Annotated in this window: 15 protein-coding genes and 1 pseudogene; all 16 read right to left on the bottom strand. The window is 29.9% G+C overall.

From position 1 onward, the window contains the following. Positions 1–2: 2 nt before the first annotated feature. The 16 genes and pseudogenes from AC5SL1_RS02415 to AC5SL1_RS02340 all read right to left on the bottom strand — a co-directional run bounded on the left by AC5SL1_RS02415 (position 3) and on the right by AC5SL1_RS02340 (position 16,196). A complete protein-coding gene (locus AC5SL1_RS02415; protein ID WP_494586116.1) occupies positions 3–248 on the bottom strand; it encodes a DUF1467 family protein in 246 nt (81 codons plus the stop codon). Further along, complete coding sequence (locus AC5SL1_RS02410; RefSeq protein WP_494600150.1) at positions 249–1,904, bottom strand: ribonuclease J; 1,656 nt, start codon at positions 1,902–1,904, stop codon at positions 249–251. Positions 1,905–1,906: 2 nt separating this feature from the next. Next, complete coding sequence (locus AC5SL1_RS02405; protein WP_494600149.1) at positions 1,907–2,653, bottom strand: type III pantothenate kinase; 747 nt, start codon at positions 2,651–2,653, stop codon at positions 1,907–1,909. Beyond that, on the bottom strand, positions 2,650–3,213 hold the full coding sequence (locus AC5SL1_RS02400) for a biotin--[acetyl-CoA-carboxylase] ligase (protein WP_494600148.1): 564 nt from the start codon (positions 3,211–3,213) through the stop codon (positions 2,650–2,652). Before AC5SL1_RS02400 ends, AC5SL1_RS02405 begins: the two co-directional genes overlap by 4 nt. Further along, positions 3,213–4,628 (bottom strand): NADH-quinone oxidoreductase subunit NuoN, encoded by a 1,416-nt coding sequence (gene nuoN, locus AC5SL1_RS02395; protein WP_494600147.1) that lies wholly within the window; start codon positions 4,626–4,628, stop codon positions 3,213–3,215. The genes AC5SL1_RS02400 and nuoN overlap by 1 nt, the downstream gene beginning before the upstream one ends. Next, positions 4,628–6,121: an NADH-quinone oxidoreductase subunit M gene (locus tag AC5SL1_RS02390; protein ID WP_494600146.1), complete on the bottom strand. Its 1,494-nt coding sequence runs from the start codon at positions 6,119–6,121 to the stop codon at positions 4,628–4,630. Before AC5SL1_RS02390 ends, nuoN begins: the two co-directional genes overlap by 1 nt. Continuing rightward, entirely contained in the window at positions 6,121–8,034 is a 1,914-nt protein-coding gene (nuoL, locus tag AC5SL1_RS02385; protein ID WP_494600145.1) for an NADH-quinone oxidoreductase subunit L, read from the bottom strand. The genes AC5SL1_RS02390 and nuoL overlap by 1 nt, the downstream gene beginning before the upstream one ends. Position 8,035: 1 nt before the next feature. Further along, on the bottom strand, positions 8,036–8,347 hold the full coding sequence (gene nuoK, locus AC5SL1_RS02380; protein WP_494572612.1) for an NADH-quinone oxidoreductase subunit NuoK: 312 nt from the start codon (positions 8,345–8,347) through the stop codon (positions 8,036–8,038). Next, positions 8,340–8,972 carry an NADH-quinone oxidoreductase subunit J gene (locus AC5SL1_RS02375; RefSeq protein WP_494572613.1) on the bottom strand — a complete coding sequence of 211 codons (633 nt, stop codon included), beginning with the start codon at positions 8,970–8,972 and terminating at the stop codon, positions 8,340–8,342. Before AC5SL1_RS02375 ends, nuoK begins: the two co-directional genes overlap by 8 nt. A 2-nt stretch (positions 8,973–8,974) precedes the next feature. After that, positions 8,975–9,460: an NADH-quinone oxidoreductase subunit NuoI gene (gene nuoI / locus AC5SL1_RS02370; protein WP_494600144.1), complete on the bottom strand. Its 486-nt coding sequence runs from the start codon at positions 9,458–9,460 to the stop codon at positions 8,975–8,977. 2 nt (positions 9,461–9,462) lie between these two features. Next, a complete protein-coding gene (gene nuoH / locus AC5SL1_RS02365; protein WP_494580552.1) occupies positions 9,463–10,461 on the bottom strand; it encodes an NADH-quinone oxidoreductase subunit NuoH in 999 nt (332 codons plus the stop codon). 2 nt (positions 10,462–10,463) lie between these two features. After that, a pseudogene (gene nuoG, locus AC5SL1_RS02360) lies at positions 10,464–12,504 on the bottom strand (NADH-quinone oxidoreductase subunit NuoG). Continuing rightward, a complete protein-coding gene (gene nuoF / locus AC5SL1_RS02355) occupies positions 12,497–13,828 on the bottom strand; it encodes an NADH-quinone oxidoreductase subunit NuoF (RefSeq protein ID WP_494600143.1) in 1,332 nt (443 codons plus the stop codon). The pseudogene nuoG and the gene nuoF overlap by 8 nt, the downstream one beginning before the upstream one ends. After that, positions 13,821–14,429: an NADH-quinone oxidoreductase subunit NuoE gene (gene nuoE, locus AC5SL1_RS02350; protein ID WP_494600142.1), complete on the bottom strand. Its 609-nt coding sequence runs from the start codon at positions 14,427–14,429 to the stop codon at positions 13,821–13,823. Before nuoE ends, nuoF begins: the two co-directional genes overlap by 8 nt. Then, a complete protein-coding gene (locus AC5SL1_RS02345) occupies positions 14,429–15,604 on the bottom strand; it encodes an NADH-quinone oxidoreductase subunit D (RefSeq protein WP_494600141.1) in 1,176 nt (391 codons plus the stop codon). The genes nuoE and AC5SL1_RS02345 overlap by 1 nt, the downstream gene beginning before the upstream one ends. Further along, a complete protein-coding gene (locus AC5SL1_RS02340) occupies positions 15,588–16,196 on the bottom strand; it encodes an NADH-quinone oxidoreductase subunit C (protein ID WP_494600140.1) in 609 nt (202 codons plus the stop codon). Before AC5SL1_RS02340 ends, AC5SL1_RS02345 begins: the two co-directional genes overlap by 17 nt.

The raw sequence follows: 16,196 nt of genomic DNA, 5'->3' as shown, positions 1-16,196 counted from the left end.
ATTTAACTAATTATATTTCTTAAATTTAAGTATTCATATTTAATTAAAATATAAATTATTATAAAAATTAAGGATGTAATACCAGTACAATAAAAAAATTTTTTTAACATCTTTGGATTTTCAGGAGATCCGGCATCTTCACCTTCAATCTTAATAGTCTTATTTCTATTAACATCTATTGGTAAAATTGCAAAAAACACTATCCACCATATTATGATATAAATAATTGCTAGTCCTGTTGCGCTCATCTAAATTTTTACTAAATTGATATTTGTAAAAGGTTTTTTTCCTGTCATTTCTTTAGTATATTTTTTACAAGTGATCTTTAATGCATCGATTAAGTTATACTCTTGTTTTTTATTACCTAAAGAAAAGGTTCTTATTGTACCTTCAATAGCTTCCTCTAATCCATAAATAAATTCATCTACATCATAAACTGGGATACCTCTAAAAGTTAATACTGGTCTTTTATGTATATTTCCTTTTTGAGAAATTAAAATTGTAACTTCCATATATCCATTTGCACTTAAATTTTTTCTATCTTTTATCGATTGTGAATCTTCTTCAACACTCATATTTCCATCAAGATAAAGTCTACCACTAGGTGCTTTATCAAATACATGAGGTTTTCCTGGAAATAATTTTACAATATCACCATTTTGTACTTGTACTGGATGTGGCACCTTCATTTCATGTGCAAATTTCATATGTTCAATCATATGACGATGCTCTCCATGTACTGGTATTACACAATTAGGCTTCACCCAATCATACATTTCTCTTAAGTCGTCTCGATTAGGGTGACCAGAAACATGTACAAATTCACTTTCTTCTGAAATAACTTCGATGCCATCTTTGACTAATTGATTTTGCAATTTAAACAATTTTTTTTCATTTCCTGGAATAATTTTAGATGAAAAAATAACTGTATCATCTTTCTCAATAAAAACATCAGGATGTGTGTAGCTAGCAATTCGCATCAAAGCTGCCATTGGCTCACCCTGACTACCTGTGCATAAATAAACAATTTTTTCTCTAGATATTTTTTTTGCCTCTCTAGCATCTATTGGTTCAATTACATTTTTTAAATAACCGCATTGTCTAGCAGCTTTAAAAATTCTATGCATTGATCTACCAACTAAAGAAATTTGTCTGCCAGTTTTTTCTGCACAATAAAAAGCTGTCTCCATTCGTGCAACATTTGATGCAAAAGATGCCATGACAATTCTTTTTTTTAGACTACCCATAATATTTAATAGGCTCTTTCTAACATCTAACTCTGAGCCTGCTTTACCCATGCTGAATACGTTTGTTGAGTCACATATCATTACAAGAACACCTTCTTTACCAACTTCTTTTAGTCTGTTTGAATTAGTTTTTTCACCAATTAAAGGTTCTGGATCGATCTTCCAATCTCCAGTATGTAAAATTATACCAGCCGGTGTTTCAATTCTTAGTCCATTAGGTTCAAGTATAGAGTGGGTTAATGTTATATATTCTATCTTAAATGGTTCTAAATTTACCGTACCATTAAGTTGAACAATCTTTAAATGATTAGTTATATCTATATTTTTTTCTTTAAATTTTTCTTTAATCAAAACAGCCGTAAAAGGTGTTGCAAAAATTTTACATTTAAGCTGTGGCCATAGCAGAGCTATTGCACCAATATGATCTTCGTGCGCATGTGTTAAAATAATTCCTAGCAGATCTTCTTTTTTATCAACAATAAAACCTGGATCTGGATATATTAGGTCAACACCAGGAATGGTATCGTCAGCAAATGTTACACCAATATCTACCATAATCCATTTATGTTCACCCGGTTTCCCATAAGCAAACAAATTCATATTCATTCCAATTTCACCAGAGCCACCTAAAGGGCAAAATAATAATTCATCTTTCATATTTATTTAATTAGAATTGAGGCTTTGATTAAGCCATTAATAGTAATATCTTTATTTAATGTAACTTTCGCTTTGATTGATTTTTTAAACAAATTAGAAAATCCTCCAGTAATTATTATTTCAAAGGACTTCTTTGTCTCTTTCTTAATTAAATTAACAATATTGTCAATTAAACCTGCATATCCCCAAAAAAAACCAGACCTAACTGCATTTATGGTGTTTTGGCCAATAACTTTTTTTGGCTTTTTTAGGTTTATACTGGGTATTAAACTAGCTTTATCAGATAATGTTTTTAAAGACAGTTTAACACCAGGGGCTATTACACCACCATAATAATTTTTTTTAACTAATACATCAAAAGTTGTTGCTGTACCAAAATCTAAAATAATATAATTTTTTTTTTCACCAATAACACTTAAAGCATTAGCCAATCTATCAGATCCTATTTGTTTATAATTAACCTTGATATTAATCATTTTTTTGAGATCTAAATCTTTAAGTTCGTAAATTTTAATTTTAAGCTTTTGATAAAAAATTTTTTTTATTTGATTAAAAGCTTTAGGTACAACACTACAAAATAAAACTTTTTTAATATTTATTTTGCTCAATTTAAATTTAGTCAATAGCACTGATAGAGAATTATTATTAATATTTTTAGTTTTGATTATTATTTTTTTAATAATCTTGTTTGATTTGTTAATTAAACAAACCTTTGTCTCTGTGTTTCCTATGTCTCCAACTATTATCATTTTAGAATACTATATATTTTTTTAATATTATTTTTTTGTATCATCGGAATATTTTTTTCATAAATTTTTATTAACTTTCTTCGGACATTATTAACTGTTATTTTGCTATTTGTTAAATCTAAAAGATTGGTAGTAGGATAATTTGTTAAATTTGGATTTTTAATCAAATTTACACCTATTCCAATAATTATGAATTTTTGATCAAGTTTTAATAGAGTTTCTTGTAATATTCCTGAGACTTTTTTATTATCGATTAGTAAATCATTTGGTTTTTTAATTTTTATGGTTCCTTTATAGAATGAAGAGATTGTTTTTTTAACTAATAAACAATTTATGAAAGTAAATTTCTTTAAATCGAAGTGTTTATTGTCTATTGGAAAAAAAATACTTACATACAGATTACCTTTTGGAGATACCCAAGTTTTACCATATTGCCCTCTACCTTTAACTTGTTTTTCTGCTGAAACAATCCCAAACTTATTTTTTGAGTGTAGTATTATTTTATGCGCTAAATTATTTGTGCTATTTACTATTTTAAAGTTGAATTTTTTTAGCTTCATCAAAGAATATTAATTCTTGAGACTACCTCAACTATTTGACCTGGAAAGATAAAATATAAAAGAATTAACAATGTTGATAAAGTTAGTGATGCTTTTAACCAAATATTATGATCATCATCATATTTGTCTTTTTCTTGATCAAAATAAATAACTTTAATTATTTTAAGATAATAGAACGCCGCTATTACAGTAGATAACAATCCAACGATTGCTAAGAAATACATTGATTGTTCTATTACAGCTTTAAATATATAAAATTTTGCAAAAAAGCCTGCCAAAGGCGGAATGCCTGCTAATGAAAATAATATGATAAGTAAAGATAATGATAAAACTGGATGATTTTTTGATAAACCAGATAAATCATCAATGGTTTCAAAATATTCATCGTTTCGCTTAAGCATTAATAAACAGCTAAAAAATGCTAAATTCATAACTAAATAAATGCTTATATAAACAATTGAACTTTGAATTCCTTCGTTAGAACCTACTGATAATCCTGCAAGAGCATATCCCATATGACCAATTGAACTATAGGCAATAAGTCTTTTAAGATTACTTTGACCTATCGCTGCAATGGCTCCAAAAATCATAGAGGCGATAGATAAAAAAATTAATATAGGTTGCCATTGTTCAATCATGCTTACAAAAGGTACGTATAAAAATCTTATAAATACTGTAAGTGCAGCAACTTTTGGTACTAGTGCAAAAAATAATGTTACTGCTGTAGGAGAACCTTCATACACATCAGGAGCCCACATATGGAATGGGACTGCTGATATCTTAAAAGCTAACCCAACTAAAATAAAAACAATTCCAAAAGTTAATCCATAATTATCTGAGTTCATTGAATTATTTATAATTTCAAAGTTTGTAGACCCTGAGAAGCCATAAATTAGAGAGCATCCATAAAGCAATAAACCTGATGATAAGGCACTTAGAACAAAGTATTTAAGTCCAGACTCTGATGATTTTAATTGATCTCTATTAAATGAAGCTAAAACATATAAAGCTAACGACTGAAGTTCTAGACCAATATAAAACACCATAAGATCATTAGAACTAATCATCACCATCATTCCTAGTACTGAGGATAGTATTAAAATTGGGTATTCTATTAAAAAAATCTTAAATATTTTTAGATATCTAGTTGATATAGATAAAACAAATGCTGTGGCTATGATTGTAAGAATTTTCATATATGATGAAAGTTGATCGACAACATAACTGTCATTAAACAACATAATATTTTGATTTAATGACTCATTAAAAATCAACACACCAGTAATTAATAAAGAAGCTAAAGCACAATAATGAACAATAATTGAACTATTCTTTTTAAATACTCCAAGAAGAAGTAAAAACATTATTGATAGTGAAATAAAAATTTCTGGTAAAATGGAAGCTATATTGTTCATTAGTTATTTACCTCTGCAATAATATTATTTAAATTAAAATTATACATCTCAATTAAATCTTTTACTGAAACTTCTATTGTATTGATAATTGGTTCCGGATAAAAACCAAAGAACAACACTGGAATTGCTAAAGACCATAATATTAGCTTCTCTGAATTATCTAGGTCAGTCATTTTTAAAAGATCTTTGTTTACAATTTTACCAAAAAAAACCCTTCTATATAACCAGAGCATATAGGCTGCACCAAAAATAACTCCCAAGCTAGCTATAACTGCAACTAAAAAATTGTCTTTAAAGGCTCCCATTAGTATTAAGAACTCTCCAATAAAACCACTTGTGCCAGGCAAACCTAAAGCTGCTAAAGTAAAAAGCATAAATAATATTGAATACTTTGGTATAACAGATACTAATCCACCATAAGTTGCTATTAATCTTGAATGCATACGGTCATAAATAATTCCGACACATAAAAATAATGCTGCAGAAACTAGTCCATGACTAATCATTTGAAATATACTTCCTTCGATACCCTGCTGAGTAATTGTAAATATACCTAAAGTAACAAAACCCATATGAGCAACAGAAGAATATGCTATTAATTTCTTCATATCTTCTTGCATTAATGCAACTAAAGATGTGTAGACAATAGCAATTAAACTTAAAATATAAACTAGAGGTGTAAATAATTCAGAAGCTATAGGAAAAAGTCCTAAAGAAAATCTTATAAAACCATATCCAGCCATTTTTAGTAATATAGCAGCAAGCAAAACAGATCCTGCTGTTGGAGCTTCTACGTGGGCATCTGGTAGCCAAGTATGTACTGGCCACATTGGTGTTTTAACAGCAAATGAACTAAAGAAGGCAAGCCATAATAAATTTTGATATTTGCTATCTATTCCAAGTTCATAAAGTTGAGTAATATCAGTTGTTCCAGATATCCAGTAAATTGAAATTATAGCTATTAACATTAATACAGAACCAAGAAGTGTGTATAAAAAAAATTTGAATGCTGAATAAACTCTTCTTGTGCCACCCCAAATTCCAATTATTAAAAACATGGGGATTAAACCAGCTTCAAAAAATAAATAAAATATTACTAGATCTAATGAACAAAAAACACCGATCATTAAACTTTCCATCACTAAAATTGCAATCAAAAAATCTCTTAATCTATATTTAACAGAATTGTTGACTGATATAATGCAAAGAGGAGTTATGAATGAAGTTAAAACAACAAACAATATTGATATACCATCAACACCTATCTTATAATTAATGAAACCTTTTAACCACTCTCTATCTTCAACAAATTGAAAGCTTGATGTAGTTGGATCAAATTGATACCAAAGATAAATTGAGATTAAAAAATTAACAAAAGATGTAAATAAAGCAACATACTTTCCTGTATTTGAATTTTTATCTTTTGAAAAAAGTAAAAACAAAGAACCAATTACTGGAAGTAAAATTAACGATGATAGAATTGGAAAATTCATTAGTTTAAAATTAAAAAAGTTAATAATGCAGAAAATCCTAATAATATCATGAAAGCATACTGATAAATAAATCCACTTTGAAATTTACTAGCTCTTAATGATAAATTTTTAATCAGTAAAGAAACTCCATCAGGACCAAATTTATCGATCACCTTAACATCAATTATTTTCCAAAAAAACAAACTAATTTTTTTTGAAGATTGAATAAACAAAACATTATAAAGTTCATCAAAATACCATTTATTTATTAAAAAATTATATAGAGGTTTATTGGATTGAACGATACGATTTGGTATATCTTTATCCTTTACAAACAAATAATAAGCAAGTGGTATAGATATCAATACTAAAATTGGAGTGGTTAAAAGAAACCATAATGGTGGATGCTCTGTGCTCAAAGGTTTTAAAAATTTTATCGAATTTCCCCAAAAAACATTTTGCTCACCCTGACCAATAAATAAATCTTTAAATAAAAAACCAGCAAATATTGCACCAATTGCAAGCACAAATAAAGGTATAAGCATTACCAATGGTGACTCGTGCATTTCATTAATATCAATTTTTTTATTATTGTATTCACCATGAAATGTTTTAAAAATTAATCTCCAAGAATAAATTGAGGTTAAAACAGCAGTAAAAATACCAATTCCAGCTGCATAATATCCTGTCGTGTTACCTTTAAGATATGCAAATTCTATAATTGCATCTTTTGAGTAAAAACCCGACAAAAAAGGAAACCCTGTAAGTGCTAAAGTGCCAATAATCATAAAGATATATGTGTAAGGTAACTTTTTATATACAGCACCCATTTGGTTGATATCTTGTTCATCTTTGAATGAATGAATAACTGAGCCTGAACCTAAAAAAAGTAATGCTTTAAAAAAGGCATGAGTGAAAAGGTGAAACATTGCAACATTATATGCACCCACACCAGCAGCAAAAAACATATAGCCTAATTGACTACATGTAGAGTAAGCAATGATTTTTTTAATATCAGTTTGAACTAAAGCAATAGTTGCTGCAAAAAATGCTGTAGTCATTCCTACTATTGTAATTATATTTAGTGTTAAAGGTGAATATTCAAAAATTGGAGAACATCTAACTACTAAAAAAACTCCAGCTGTAACCATAGTTGCAGCATGTATTAAAGCTGATACAGGCGTCGGTCCCTCCATCGCATCAGGCAACCATGTATGTAGAAATATTTGTGCTGACTTACCCATTGCACCAATAAATAAAAGAATACAAATAAGATCAACAGCATCTATGTTCATACCCAAAAAAAATAATTTTTTATCAACAACTTGAGGAATCTGACTAAATACTTCATTATAATTTACGGTACCAAATAAATAGAAAATTAAAAATATTCCTAAAGCGAAGCCAAAATCTCCTACTCGATTTACCACAAAAGCTTTGATTGCTGCCGCATTAGCAGAGTCTTTTTTAAACCAAAAACCAATTAAAAAATAAGAGCAAAGACCTACTCCCTCCCAGCCAAAAAATAATTGAAGAAAATTATCTGAAGTAACCAATGTAAGCATTGAAAAAGTAAAGAGTGATAAGTATGCCATAAATCTAGGTTTGTGAGGATCATGAGACATATATCCTATTGAATAAATATGTACTAAAGCAGAAACTAAAGTCACAACAACTAACATCACTGAAGATAAAGCATCTACTTTTATGGACCAGTTAACATCTAAACTTCCAGAGTTAATCCATTTGGCAACGACTACGTTATTTTCATAGTCATTAACAATGACATTATAAAATATCAGTAAAGAGATTATTGCAGCAATTGAGACAAAAACACTTGTAATAATTTCACAATTTCTGTCACCCAAATATTTACCAAAAAAACCTGAAATAATTGATGCTAGTAAAGGAAGAAATAATAATGCAATTTCCATATTATCCTTTCAGGCTATCAATATTTTCAACATCAATAGTTGAAGAATTTCGATAATAAACAACAATTATTGCCAAACCTATTGCTGCTTCAGCGGCTGCTACTGTTAAAATAAATAATGTAAAAATTTGTCCAGATATGTCATTTAAAAATATAGAAAATGAAACAAGGTTTATATTTACAGATAGTAATATAAGCTCAATACTCATCAATATTACAATAATATTTTTTCTATTTAAAAATAATCCAACTATGCCAATGGTAAATATGATTGCAGCCAAGGTTAAATAATGACCTAATCCAATACTAATCATCTGCTTTTACTCCTTCATTAATTTTGACATCAATTATCTCAACACTATCTGATCTTTCTCTAGTAATTTGATTAAAATATCCTTGCCTTTTAACTCCAGATCTTCTTCTGTAAGTTAGAACTATTGCACCAATCATTGCTACAAGCAAAATCATGCCGCTAAGTTGAAATATATGTATATAGTCAGTATAAAGTACATAACCTATAGAGTGTGTATTGCTGATATCTTGATCTATAGGTAAGGACATTGCAGAAACAACATCTGGTTTATACTTCCAGCCACCTATAACTATAATTAATTCAAAAAATATAATGACACTTACTATTAACCCTATTGGAATATGTTTTGAGCTTTCTTTGGCAGAAAACCATTGATTTTTTTGTTGAGCAACATTGAGCATCATAACAACAAATAAAAATAGAACAGCAACGGCACCAACATAAACAATTAGCATAATCATGCCTAAAAATTCTGCACCTATCATGATAAATAAACATGAAATACTTATAAAGTCTAAAATTAGAAAAAAAACAGAATGAACGGTATTCTTAGAAACGGTTACCATGATGGCTGAAACTATTGCTATAAATGCAAATATATAAAAAAAAATTGCGTGCGCTAACATAATTATCTATAGGGATTATCAGCCTTAATATTTGCTGCCAAAATATTCTCCCACCTGTCTCCATTATCTAATAATTTTTCTTTGTTGTAATAAAGTTCTTCTCTTGTTTCGGTAGAAAATTCAAAGTTTGGACCTTGAACGATTGCATCTACAGGACAAGATTCTTCACAAAGACCACAGTAAATGCATTTCATCATATCAATGTCATATCGTGTAGTTTTTCTGCTACCATCTTCTCTTTCAGAGGATTCAATAGTAATAGCTTGAGCAGGACAAACAGCCTCACATAATTTACATGCTATACATCTTTCTTCACCATTGGGATATCTTCTTAAAGCGTGTTCACCTCTATAACGAGGAGAAATTTTTCCTTTTTCAAAAGGATAATTAATTGTTTTTTTGGATTTAAAAATTTCTTTTAAAGCAATTATTAACCCTCCTAGGAAGTCTAATAAAAAAATTGTTTTAAATATTCTAGATATTTTCATAATTAGTTTGTTGGTAATAAATTGAAGTAAAATAAATAGCTAGCAGTTAAAACTACCCAAGTTAGTGACATTGGAAGAAATACTTTCCATCCCAAACGCATTAATTGATCATATCTATATCTAGGAACAATAGCTTTTACCAATGCAAATAAAATAAATAATAACAAAATTTTTATTATCAACCAAATTGCGCCTGGAATTAAGTTAAATGGATAAAGCTCAATTGGAGAAAGCCATCCTCCTAAAAAAAGAATAGAACCCATAGCACACATTAAAAGAATATTTGCGTACTCTCCAAGCCAAAACATTGCATACATCATTCCCGAGTATTCAGTTTGATATCCGGCAACCAATTCTGCTTCTGCCTCAGGTAAGTCAAAAGGTGGTCTATTTGTTTCTGCTAATGCTGAAATAAAGAAAATTACAAACATTGGAAACAAAGGTATTACAAACCATAGATTTTCTTGAGCCATTACAATGTCATTTAAGTTTAACGAGCCAACACATAACAAAACATTTATAATAATAACACCAATAGAAACCTCGTATGAAACCATTTGTGCTGCTGATCTAATCGCTCCCAAAAAAGGATATTTTGAATTAGAAGCCCAACCTCCCATAATAATTCCGTAGACACCTAAAGATGAAACAGCAAAGAGATACAAAATTCCAACATTAATATCTGCTAAAACTTGTGTTGCACTAAAAGGTATAACAGCCCATGAAATTAATGCTAATGTCATAGTTACGATTGGGGCTAAAATAAAAATTACTTTATTAGAGCTTGAGGGAATAATAACTTCTTTAAAAATGTACTTTAACGCATCAGCTAAAGACTGTAATAAACCAAAAGGTCCCACAACATTTGGTCCTTGTCTTTTTTGAACAAAAGCCCATATACGACGATCTAACCAAACTATCATAGCTACAGAAACCAAGACCGGAACTAATAAAAATAATATTTTATAAGTTTCAGAAAGAATTATGTTTAAATATTCCATGTTTATCCTTCTGTTCCTGTAGATTTGAAATTAGTTTTAGCAGATTTGCATTCAAACATGGTCTTGGATGCTCTAGCTATAACATTAGAATAATAGTAGTCTTCATTGGTAATCTTTAAAATTTCATTTTCAAATATTAAATCTTTAATTTCAGTTGAAATAACTAAATTATCTTTTTCTATATAAAGATTTAGATAATTAAGCATGCTACTATCAAGTTCATCTTTATCATTGAATAATTTTCTATGATTCATAGCTTCCGCTAACTCATTAATTATTAACCAATCTTCTTTTGCTTCTTCGGGTGGATAAGAAGCCTTATAGGCTTTTTGTAGTTTTCCCTCTAAGTTTGTAAAATAACCATTCTGCTCTGTATAAGCGGCACCTGGCAGTATAATATCAGCAATTTCTGCACCTTTGTCACCATGACTACCTTGATAAATAATAAACTCTTTTTTTTTTAAATTGAAAACTATCTAGACCTAATAAATAAACAATTTCAAATTTATTGTTATTTAGATCTTCTAAAACTTTGTTTGAACCATCAGTAGATTTATATAATCCTAAATCTAAACTTCCAACTGTTGAGGCATTATCTGAAATTACATTAAGCGAATTCCATTCATTGGAAATCTTATTATTCTTATTTAAAAAATTCTTCATAGTCTCAAATATATATTTTGCAGATTTTGATTTAAAAGCAGATTGTCCAAATACAATTAAAGGTTTTTTAGCTTCTTTTATTAGCTTTGAGACTTTATGACTATCCTCTGAAATTTCTTTAATATTATTAATTTTACCATCAAGAAACTCGTAAGGGTATGTAAGGTCTCCAACATTATTTAAAGAAATAATTTTTGTTTTATTTTGAACATAAGATTTCCTAATACGTGCATTTAAAATAGTAGCTTCGTATCTCGGATTAGTTCCAATCAGAAAAATGAAATCTGATTCCTCTACCCCATTTATTGTTGAATTGAATAAATAATTTTCTCTTTTCTCTGCATTTAAATAAGTATGATCATTTCTACACTCTACATTTTGTGAACTAAGTGTCTTATTAAAGAATTCTTTAAATATATACAGTGTTTCCATATTTACTAAATCACCTGTTAATCCACAAATTTTATTTTTATCTGTATTATTAAATTTTGATTTAATTATATTAAAAACTTCATCCCAAGATGCTTTTTCAAATTTATTATTATACTTTACATAAGGTGTATCTAAGCGCTGATTTAATAAACCATCACAAGCATATCTACTTTTATCAGATATCCACTCTTCATTAATGTTTTCATTAATTCTAGGAAGAATTCTTTTTACTTCCCATCCATAAGTATCGACTCTAATATTGGAGCCAATTGCATCCATTACATCTATGGACTCTGTTTTCTTTAATTCCCAAGGACGAGCTTCAAAAACATAAGGTTTTGATGTAAGTGCACCAACAGGACATAAATCAACAACATTAGCTGACAGCTCAGATTGCATTGACTTTTCGAGATAAGTTGTAATTTGCATATCTTCTCCTCTGCCTATTGCTCCTAATTCTGGTACTCCTGCAATTTCAGTTGCAAATCGAACACATCTAGTGCAATGAATGCATCTAGTCATTTGTGTTTTAATTAATGGTCCCATATTTTTTTCTGGAACTTGTCTTTTATTTTCGTTGAATCTTGACTTGTCTACTCCGTAGAACATTGATTGATCTTGAAGATCACATTCTCCACCTTGATCACAAACTGGACAATCTAAAGGATGGTTAGCTAATAAAAACTCCATAACACCTTTTCTAGCCTTTTCTACAAAGGGAGTGTTGGTTTTAATATTCATTCCTTCTGCTGCTGGCATTGCGCATGACGCAACTGGTTTAGGTGATTTTTCCATTTCAACAAGACACATTCTGCAATTTCCAGCGATTGATAATTTTTCGTGGTAACAAAACCTTGGAATTTCAACTCCAGCTTTCTCACAAGCTTGCAAAACAGTTAAACCCTCTTCAACCTCAACATCTATATTATTAACTTTTAATTTAAGCATTTTTTTTATCCATTAAATGTTGATCCACCAAATATGGAATATCTTTTTTCTTTTTAATAGAGGGGTCAAAATTATTTCTTTTCTCTATTTCTTTTTTAAAATGTCGCAATAATCCTTGCACTGGCCATGAAGAACCCTCACCGAAAGCACATATTGTGTGCCCTGCTATTTGGTTAGTAACATCTCCCAGCATATCAACCTCTTCTCTTGAAGCTTCACCTTTTGCCATTCTTTCAAGCATTCTCCACATCCATCCTGAACCTTCTCTACAAGGTGTACATTGACCACAGCTTTCATGTTTATAAAATCTAGCAATTCTTGCCATACATTTAATGATATCTTGATCTTTATTTATAACAACTATACCAGCAGTACCTAAACCACTTTTTTCAGCAACTAAAGAGTCAAAATCCATTGTTAAAGTTTCACAAGTTTTTTGAGGTATCAATGGCATTGAAGATCCACCGGGTATTACTGCTAATAAATTATTCCATCCTCCCACTACTCCTCCTGCATGAACTTCAATTAATTCTTTTAGAGGGATACTCATTTCCTCTTCTACATTACATGGTTTATTAACATTACCTGAAATACAAAAAATTTTAGTTCCTGTATTTTTAGCTTTGCCTAGAGATGAAAACCATTTTCCTCCTCTTTTTAAAATTGTTGGTACAACTGCTATTGTTTCAACATTATTAATTATTGTTGGACAACCATATAGACCTATAAGAGCTGGAAATGGTGGTTTCAATCTTGGTTGGCCCTTTTTACCTTCAATACTCTCAAGTAATGCAGTTTCTTCACCACAAATGTAAGCACCAGCTCCGTAGTGAATATAAATGTCTAAATCCCAACCAGTACCAGCTGCATTTTTGCCAATTAAATTTTTTTCATAAGCTTCATTAATTGCTATTTGAAGTTTTTGACCATCTACAAAATACTCGCCTCTAATATAGATATAACAAACGTGTGCCTGGACAGCATATGCTGCAACCAAGCAACCTTCTATTAACTTGTGAGGTTCAAATCTTAAAATATCTCTATCTTTGCACGTACCTGGTTCAGACTCGTCACCATTAATTACCAAATAATGTGGTCTGGAACCTAACTCTTTTGGAGCAAAAGACCACTTTAAACCAGTTGGAAATCCAGCGCCTCCTCTTCCTCTCAGCTCTGAGGTTTTAACTTCATTAATAATCCATTCTCTTCCTTTTTTTATTAAATCTGTAGTACCTACCCAATCACCTCTTTTTTTTGAAGAATCGTAATCAGATCCTCTATCGTTATATAAATTCTGAAATATTCTATCTTCGTCTTTAAGCATTTTTTAAATCTAAAAGTGTTTTTCTATTATCTTCTGGTTCATTATTAATTCTGCCTCTATAAGAACCTGGTTTTGGTGTTTTGTCATTTAATATATCATCCAGAATTTTTAAGGTTTTTTCTTTATCGAGATCTTCATAATAATCATCATTAATTTGCATCATTGGTGCGTTAACACAAGCTCCCAAGCATTCAACTTCCATCCAAGAACACATTTTATTTTGAGACAATTCATTTTCATTTTCAGAGATTTTTTCCTTACAAGCTTCGACTAATTTGTATGCTCCTCTAATCATACAGGGTGTTGTAGTGCAAACTTGTACGAAATGTTTACCTACAGGAGAAAGGTTATACATTGAATAAAATGTAGCAACTTCATAAACTTTTATATAAGGCATGTCTAAAAATTTACCTATGTATTTCATTGCCGCTAATGGGATCCAATTTTCATTTTGTTTTTGAGCAATATATAATAATGCCATTACGGCACTTTGCTGCTTACCATCAGGATAATTAGAAATAATTTCTTTTGCAGCAGTTAAGCTTTTTTGATTGAATTCGAAACTCTCTGGTTGATCTTTAGCGGGTTTTCTTAAACTCATTATCTGTCTACCTCACCAAAAACTATATCTAAAGAACCTAATACTGCTGGTACATCAGCTAACATATGACCTTTAATTAAGTAATCCATCGCTTGTAAATGAGAAAAACCAGGGGCTCTAATTTTGCATTTATATGGTTTACTTGAACCGTCAGAAATTAAATAAACACCAAATTCTCCCTTTGGTGCTTCAACTGCAGTATAAATTTCATCACTAGTTACACGATAACCCTCAGTAAAAAGTTTAAAGTGGTGAATTAAAGCCTCCATAGACTCTTTTATATCTTTTTTTGGTGGGGGGCTAATTTTTCCATCTAAGGATTTAATTGGCCCTCTTGTCATTTTTGCTAAACATTGTTTTATTATAGAAACACTTTCTCTCATCTCTTCAATTCTACATAGATACCTATCATAACAATCACCATTTTTTCCAACTGGTATTTTAAATTCAATTTGATCATAACAATCATAAGGTTGTGATTTTCTTAAATCCCACGGCACACCAGATCCTCTTATCATCACACCACTAAAAGAATAATCTAACGCGTCTTCTTTAGTAACAATTCCTATGTCTACATTTCTTTGTTTAAATATTCTATTATCAGTTAATAGAGTTTCAAGATCATCAATTATTTTTGGAAAGGTTTCACAAAATTTTGCAATATCGTCTTCCAGCCCCATTGGTAGATCTTGATGAACACCACCTGCTCTAAAATAATTAGCATGAAGCCTTGATCCAGATGCTCTTTCATAAAAGGTCATAAGTGTTTCACGTTCTTCAAATCCCCACAACGATGGTGTTAATGCCCCAACATCTAAGGCTTGTGTAGTAACATTCAATATATGACTTAAAATTCTTCCAATTTCACAAAACATTACTCTTATTAATTGAGCTCTAATTGGAACATCAATACTTAAGATTTTTTCAATTGCCAAAGCAAATGCGTGTTCTTGATTCATAGGAGCCACATAATCCAACCTATCAAAATAAGGTACAGCTTGCATATAAGTCTTGTTTTCTATTAATTTTTCTGTTCCACGATGCAATAATCCAATGTGAGGATCAGCTTTTTCAACCACTTCACCATCTAATTCCAAAATTAACCGTAAGACACCATGAGCAGCAGGATGCTGAGGACCAAAGTTAAGATTTAATGTTTTAGTTTTTTTTGTCATTTTCTTGATCTGTCTGTTTCTTAATATACTTTGTTCCTTCCCATGGACTCTCATAATCAAAATTTCTATAGTTTTGTTCTAATTTAACTGGTTCACTAATAACTTTTTTTTGATCTTCACTATATCTAACCTCGGTATGCCCAGTCAGAGGAAAATCTTTTCTAAGCGGATGACCTTCAAACCCATAATCTGTAAGAATTCTTCTTAGATCTGGATGATCTTTAAACTTAACACCATACATGTCAAAAACTTCACGCTCCATCCAGTTTGCAGCAGGAAATATTGACGTTAATGAAGGAATCACTTCATTTTCATTAATTAAATAACTTAATATAATTCTTTGATTAAACTCATGACTTAAAAATAAATAAACAACTTTAAACCGTTGAGAGTGTTCTGGATAGTCAACAACTGTTATATCAATCAATTGTCGAAATTTAGTATTTTCATTATTTTTTATAAATAAAGCTACATTTAATAAATCTTCACTTTCAATATTTATATAAAGTTGATCGTGTCTAATTTCAGTTTTTTTTATTTTAGTAGTAAGTTCTGAATTAATTTTTTTTTCTAGATCTATACAGCTTTTCAT

The sequence above is a fragment of the Candidatus Pelagibacter sp. PS_10_02 genome (assembly GCF_059418005.1).
This window is presented reverse-complemented; position numbering and strand designations above follow the sequence as displayed.